This window comes from Paenibacillus sp. LHD-38 (assembly GCF_031157315.1).
Classification (GTDB): domain Bacteria; phylum Bacillota; class Bacilli; order Paenibacillales; family Paenibacillaceae; genus Pristimantibacillus.
Genome location: NZ_JAVIFU010000104.1, coordinates 1 through 6,362 on the forward strand (window position 1 = coordinate 1; position 6,362 = coordinate 6,362).

The following is a 6,362-nucleotide window of genomic DNA, read 5'->3' on the forward strand; positions in this document are numbered from 1 at the left end:
TGACCGCGATGTGAACGCGGCACGAAACATTTTGCAACGCGCTTTAGTATCGTAACCATGAAAAGCATTAGGCTCGGACGGAGCCTTCAAGGAGGGGTGAGGTTACGAATCCCGATGATTTGAGAAGCCCCTGCCTTTAGGCATGGGGAGTCGTCACGAAGAAGGCAGGGCCATTGTGATTGCAACGTCTCAGGCCAAAGAGTGGGGAGAGAACCGAGACAAGCAGATACGAAAAAAGACACAGTAGGCTGGACAGCCCGTGGAAATAACACTTCTTACGAAAAAGCGCCTACTAGGCTTGTGGTTTGCAGCGTTTTTCGATCCGGTTGTTCAAGGCCAAAGAAATCAAGGAGAGTGCCATTTGGCAAAGTCGTCCGGCTTATAAGAATAATCGGATCATTGAGCTTAATATCGACGATATGGCGGCAGGAGACCCGATCTCTATGGAGAAGCAGCCGGAGATTCGAGTCAGAAGGCTTGCAATCGTAATTATTCAAGCGGTCCATTGTAGGTCCGCTTTTTTGCATATACAATAGGGTTGATGAAAATGATTCTCATTTAAGTAGGTCTATTACGAGTGATGCTGGAAAATCGATATCGATAAGCTGATTCGCGAGAAGGGCATTGGCAAAAGATATTTCAACCAGCTGTTTCGGAAACGGATTGGCGCCAGCATTAAAGAATATGTAACGACGCTTCGGATGAACCAGCATTTACGGATGCGGCGCTAGCCGTTAACAGCGCAAAGCTCTATATGGATCCTGAAGCGCCAAGAGTGGCGTACGTATCCTCGCATAATGCGCGTTTTAAAGAGAAGAACAAAGCGCTTGGTGTTGTGGAGGATTAGGTTGAATAGGCTGGGTCCGTTCTCAAGGCGGCATCCCGGCCTATTCCTTTATTGGTTTGGTTTTCAGCGGGATAGATGAGCTAGAAGGAAATAATCTCTCCATCGTCAGGAACGATAGCGGCATGCTCAAGGTTGCGTTCCTTCAAAAATGCCCGAAGATGCTGACGTTTAAATGTGCAATGGCTGATTGCATCCATATGAACGGCAATAATTTTCGTGGTTGTCGACAACTGCGCAATGCGAACGATATCCTCCGCGGTCATCGTAATAATTGTCCCTAACAGCATCTGTGCGCGCGGCGTATTCAAGATTGCAATATCCGGTTGATGGGTATGGAACACCTCTTCTATAGCTGGAGTGTAAATGCAGTCCCCGACCAAATAAATGGAACCGTCTACAGGTGTGCGGATAAGGAATCCGGATACCGGTCCGAGCAGCTTGGCGGCAACGCCCTTGGCATGCTGCCCTTTTATGCGTTTCATTTGAATGCCGCACCACGCAAGTGAATCATGAATCACATGTACGTTGCAGAAGCCCGAGGTTTGCAAGAAAGTTTGATCCTCCGGTTGGCAAAACACCGGTATACTTTTGTTCAGAATAGAGATAGCCCTTTTGTCCAAATGATCAAAATGGCGATGAGTTAAAAGTATCGCGTCCATGTCTTCAAAGAAATGCAAAGGAACGGGAAGAGGCGTTAATGGATTTCTGCGAAGGGACCGCGTGAAAGGAACCGGCGGAAGCTCGCCTGCATCACTCAACATCGGATCGACAAGTATTTTTTTACCGTTCAAGGTTAAGACCGATGTAGCATTGCGAATATGCTGAATCGAAATAGACATAATGAACAACCCCCATGTTAATTTAATACCGACCGGTCTGTATTAAATTAACATATTTTTGAAAGCGCAGCAAGAGTATTTTTCCATAATTAGAAAATGCATCTTTACCGTATGGGTTGAACTCGAGAAGAGAGTATGCTAATTTAAGACCAATTGGTACTTTTTGAAATGAGGGCTGGATATGGGGAAAGGGCAAGATACGAAAGAACACATTATCAGGCAGTCCGCTGGTTTATTTAATACAAAAGGGTATGCAGGCACTACGCTGTCCGATATTATTGAACGTTGTCAGGTCCGTAAAGGCGGGATCTATAATCATTTTGAAAATAAGGATGAAATCGCACTGGCGGCATTTGATTATTCGTTTGCGCAATTAAGGAATCTGCTGGCCGAAGCAATGGCAGCATGGTCTACCAGAGCGGATAAATTATTGGCCATATGCGATGTGTATGTAACGCTGATCGAGCAGGATGTATGCGAGGGCGGTTGCCCTATTCTTAATACGGCAGTAGAGAATGACGATGGCCATCCGCTGTTAAAGCAAAGGGCGCAGCATGCCATGACGGAGCTAATGACGGCTTTGGGAAAAATGATTAGGGAGGGCATCGAGCTGCAAGAATTCCGCAGTGATGTGGATGTGAAAGCCGCATGCAGCGTAATAATTGCTTTAGTCGAGGGCGGGCTTATGCTAAGCAAATTATTCGATGACAACATTCACATTCGGCATTGTACCGATCAAGTGAGAGCTTATATAAAGGGGAATCTAGCTACTTAGCAGTTGATGGTGATTTGCAGATAAGTAGATTCAAAGGCGCTTTGCATGTTGCGAAGCGCTTTTTATTTGCGTGCGTGGGTTTCTGGGGGCTGCAGCTATAAAGTTTCCGACCTTTCAATGTACCACCGAATATATTAATTTATAATTCTAGTAAATAGACACACACGGAAATCTATCAATCCTCATAGAATAGAATCAATTCTTAATATAAGGGAGATGGTAGGAATGGGAAGCAAAAAAGACAGCAAAAGCTCGGGTAACAAGAGCCGGGGAAGCAAACACTCAGATTGCCGCAGCAAAGGAAGCCACGAAAGCGGCGGTAACAAAAGTCATGGAAGCAGCGGCAACAAATGCTGCCATAAGAGCAGTGGTAACAAATGCTGTCATAAGAGCAGCGGCTCAAAGGAACAATCCTGCGGTAAAAACGATCATGTCCATTGCATTCTCACAAAAATCGGAGTTGGCACTGCTAATATTCGCATTCATTTTGATGGAACAAGCCGTACCGGCGTGTTCTTAGGCATAGTCGACGGCTGTGTCGTTATCAATGTGAAGGGTGTCGTAAGCTACGTTAAAATTTCTTCGATAACTTCAGTGGATGTTGGCTTTTACGAAAAAAAGAAAAAAAAGTCCAAATGCAGAAAGCGTAATGTTGGTTATCTTATTAGAACTGCATAGCCGTTTATTTGTAATAAATACAGAGCATTGTGGGGTATTGCCTCGAAGTGCTCTGTCTTTTTTTTGTCCTGTGAGTCAAGCTCAAATCCAAATCCAGTACTCTCGGCGAACAAGAGGTCTATCATCATTCACCTGACTGTTTGGATGTAATATAATCGGCCGTACGTATGGAGAGAGCAATGTTGGAAAGGGTAGGATTGGCGCATTAGCAGCCGCTGCTTGCCGTCCGGGCCTGCGACGAGGACACCCTTCACATGCCCTTCTGACCATAGCAGCCGAACGGCTTGAGCGTTTATGGCGATATCGACCGGCGTACCGCTGTTCTGCGCAGCTGATATTGCATTAAGCGAGCTGTAGTTGCCGTTAGAGCGGATTTGTCCATAGCGGGTTTGCGTCAAGTCCACTGCCATGGGCAACGGAACCGTATCGGGAAAGCCTCCTTTTTGCAGGCGGCTGATTATATTCTCGTTCAGAGGGGAGCCCTCCGTAAACGAACTTGTCACATGCATATGTTGTTCAGCTATTCCGTAATAGATGTCCATATCATTCTGACTGACAGGCCACGATGCAATATCGAGCGGAGACATGCGAACAGCCGCAATCCCCATAGGATCGATCGTCCGCCTAGTGCGAATACTTGAATAGAGCCGGGCATCCCGTTAACTGGCCTCGCTATGGCAGGACTAAGGATAAAATTATATTCATTGGCAGGCGTAATCGTAGGTAAGTTGCGAATATGCGAGGGGACCAGCAGATCCCCGGCTTCGATCATGCCGATCCGGTGATTTTGTCCTCTCCAGTTCTGGGAGAGCCTCCATAATTGTGCGCCTCCGCCCGCGCCGCTGCCAATAATAAGGGCATCATAATGTACTCTCCATCTCTTCAAGAGGAACGAGCGGGAGCCAGGCATTCATCGGCTTGATCGGATCAGGCGGGCATGCGGATATGAAAGGACCGGGCTGCTCAAGCCGCCTCTGTTGCTGTGCAGTCCAATTCATTTGCATCTGACTGGCTCCTTTGCAATTTAATACATAAATCCTAAACCCTTTAAATATTCGAGACTCATTCTAGCGCTGGCAAGGGGTGCGTCACTCGTATCCTGTTCTACGAAAGCAAATTTAACGCCAGTCTCCCTCATGAGGGGAAACAAACGCGTATACGGAACAACGCCGCGTCCTACTTCAGTGAAGTTGCCCATCGCGTCTACATCCTTTACATGTACAAGCGGTGCGCGTTCGGCGAATAGCCGCAGAAGCCTTGCAGGATCGACGCCGCTATTCGCAGCCCGGCCCAAGTCCAGCTCCGCTTGCACGAAGCGAGGATCGAGCAGCCTGAATAATCTTTCGAGCAGCAGCTCGCCGTTAACCGTTACGAGCTCAAAACTATGATGATGATACAGAAGCTGCAGCCCATAGGAGCATAGCTTGCGTCCGAGCTCGTTCATTTCAGCGGCAAAAGCCGTCAGTGAATCCAAGCTCGTCAACGTTTCTTCGGAAATGATGGCGAGTGCGACATAGCAAGCGCCCAATGCGAGACTATCCGCAATCGTGCGATCGAGCTCATTTCGAAGCTGATTAATCAAAACCGTATTCGTAATGGCTCTGAGACCATTTTGGTTTAATAACTGCCTGAATTCGACTGCAGTATGACCGAATAAATTCGTAACCTCGACTACTTGATAACCCATAGAGGCTACGTTTTGCTCCAGCATTTTGCTCCAGCTCGGCCCGAACCGTGTAGAGCTGCAGCCCGGCAGGATAGCAGATCGTATCGTACCAATGCGTACCAATGCGCATCATTCTCATGACAGCATCTCCCTCTTGGCGTAAAGACCTCACTATATACATTTCTATGAGCCAGCCAAAGTTTCTATTCAGTAGAATGTAATGTGCTCGGTTATGGAGGAGTTATGGATAATCGGTGCATTAAGAATATATACCCAATAGAAGTAGGAATTAGGGTAATTATATCGAATTCCATAGAGGAAAATGGGCAATAACGCAAGATGAGTTTGACCGCAAGAAAGCAGAGCTTTTAAACAGTTAAAAGGTTATGCAGCAAAAATGGGAGGGGACTGCATTTGGCAGTCCCCTCTTTGGTTGGTAAGTTCTAACCGATTTGCCTTTTTCTCAGCAGCTTCCTGTTAATTTTTTTTAGGACCATATACAAGAAATGAAAGGCCGGAAGCGGATCATCCATACTCCATATTGCAGGTGCTTTTTTTACAAAATGAGACTTGAAGATTTGGGTGCGGCTCAGCTGCTTGGCCCGTATATAATCTCTCGATGAAAGAATATCCTCGAACAAAAAGCAAAAAACATAACCGGTATCATGGGTAACGGAATGACGCCCGATAGCTTCTCCTGTAAGCTCGCGATATGCGAGCAGCGGGAAATTTACTCCGCATTTTCTGAGAAGAGGATCTAATGTTGTCGTACGCGTATTTATTTCAATCAAATAAAACTTTCCGGTGACAGCATCCTTCTTAAATTCAATTTCGGCAAAGCCTTTATAACCAATAGATTCTAAAAAGGGAGCGCCTATGCGATAAAGCTCCTCTTCGTGCTTTTGCCTTGTGAATGCGGAGGCTCCGAAATTAATTGGAAATTGCCGAAGCTTTTGACAGCTTACCCAATGAGTAACTTTGGAGTGTTGATCCAAATAGGCGTCAAACGTATAGACATGGTCATCGAAGCCTGGAATAATGCGCTGAACGATGACTTGAAGACTCGCCTGAGCAGCTTTCTCTAACGCGGCTCTTAGTTCATCCATATTGCTGCATTTGAAAATCTTCAATCTGAATTTGGCAACAAATGCGGGAGAGTCTGTTGGTTTTACGATACATGGAAATCCGATTTGGGAGAGAACCTTGTCTTCAAACCCATCATCCGTTGGCCTTAGAGACTCCGGAACCAACACTTCATGCTTAGATGCCAAGTCATGAAGAAATTCCTTGTCCATAATGCTGCTCCAAAGCCCCTGATTAGTCATATTGATGAGATAGTATGGACTAAGCTCGTCTAGGTGGGCATCTATGAATTCTACATAGGGATCTACAGTCGGGAACAAAACAGGCTTCTCATCCTGCTGCTTTAAATACTCAATAACTCAACTTTCGCAGAGCGAAAACCGGCTTAACAGCATGATGTGACTAAATATACGGTGAGTTCAATACAGATATTGAAAAATAGAAAAACACCGCTTCGTTTGGTAAAGTGAGAGT

Annotated in this window: 8 protein-coding genes and 1 pseudogene; 3 read left to right on the forward strand and 6 right to left on the reverse strand. The window is 46.1% G+C overall.

Annotation, left to right across the window (positions count from 1 at the left end):
* Window positions 1-275: 275 nt before the first annotated feature.
* Window positions 276-506 carry a hypothetical protein gene (locus RCO25_RS34140; RefSeq protein WP_309000495.1) on the reverse strand — a complete coding sequence of 77 codons (231 nt, stop codon included), beginning with the start codon at window positions 504-506 and terminating at the stop codon, window positions 276-278.
* Window positions 507-709: 203 nt separating this feature from the next.
* Here RCO25_RS34140 and RCO25_RS34145 point away from each other — a divergent pair.
* Window positions 710-847 (forward strand): annotated as a pseudogene (locus RCO25_RS34145) (thioredoxin reductase); the annotation flags it as partial.
* Between the two features lie 80 nt (window positions 848-927).
* Here the strand turns inward: RCO25_RS34145 and RCO25_RS34150 are convergent.
* Entirely contained in the window at window positions 928-1,686 is a 759-nt protein-coding gene (locus RCO25_RS34150; RefSeq protein WP_309000496.1) for an MBL fold metallo-hydrolase, read from the reverse strand.
* A gap of 181 nt (window positions 1,687-1,867) precedes the next feature.
* Here RCO25_RS34150 and RCO25_RS34155 point away from each other — a divergent pair, with 181 nt between their 5' ends.
* On the forward strand, window positions 1,868-2,461 hold the full coding sequence (locus RCO25_RS34155; RefSeq protein ID WP_309000497.1) for a TetR/AcrR family transcriptional regulator: 594 nt from the start codon (window positions 1,868-1,870) through the stop codon (window positions 2,459-2,461).
* A gap of 225 nt (window positions 2,462-2,686) precedes the next feature.
* Entirely contained in the window at window positions 2,687-3,139 is a 453-nt protein-coding gene (locus RCO25_RS34160; RefSeq protein ID WP_309000498.1) for a hypothetical protein, read from the forward strand.
* Between the two features lie 128 nt (window positions 3,140-3,267).
* Here the strand turns inward: RCO25_RS34160 and RCO25_RS34165 are convergent, their stop codons facing one another.
* The 4 genes from RCO25_RS34165 to RCO25_RS34180 form a co-directional block, all read right to left on the reverse strand.
* Window positions 3,268-3,747: a hypothetical protein gene (locus tag RCO25_RS34165; RefSeq protein ID WP_309000499.1), complete on the reverse strand. Its 480-nt coding sequence runs from the start codon at window positions 3,745-3,747 to the stop codon at window positions 3,268-3,270.
* Between the two features lie 252 nt (window positions 3,748-3,999).
* The gene (locus RCO25_RS34170; protein WP_309000500.1) at window positions 4,000-4,143 is read right to left on the reverse strand and encodes a hypothetical protein; all 144 of its coding nucleotides are present in this window, start codon (window positions 4,141-4,143) and stop codon (window positions 4,000-4,002) included.
* Between the two features lie 20 nt (window positions 4,144-4,163).
* Window positions 4,164-4,928 carry a sugar phosphate isomerase/epimerase family protein gene (locus RCO25_RS34175; protein WP_309000501.1) on the reverse strand — a complete coding sequence of 255 codons (765 nt, stop codon included), beginning with the start codon at window positions 4,926-4,928 and terminating at the stop codon, window positions 4,164-4,166.
* Window positions 4,929-5,248: 320 nt separating this feature from the next.
* Entirely contained in the window at window positions 5,249-6,100 is an 852-nt protein-coding gene (locus RCO25_RS34180) for a carboxylate--amine ligase (RefSeq protein WP_309000502.1), read from the reverse strand.
* Window positions 6,101-6,362: the final 262 nt, after the last annotated feature.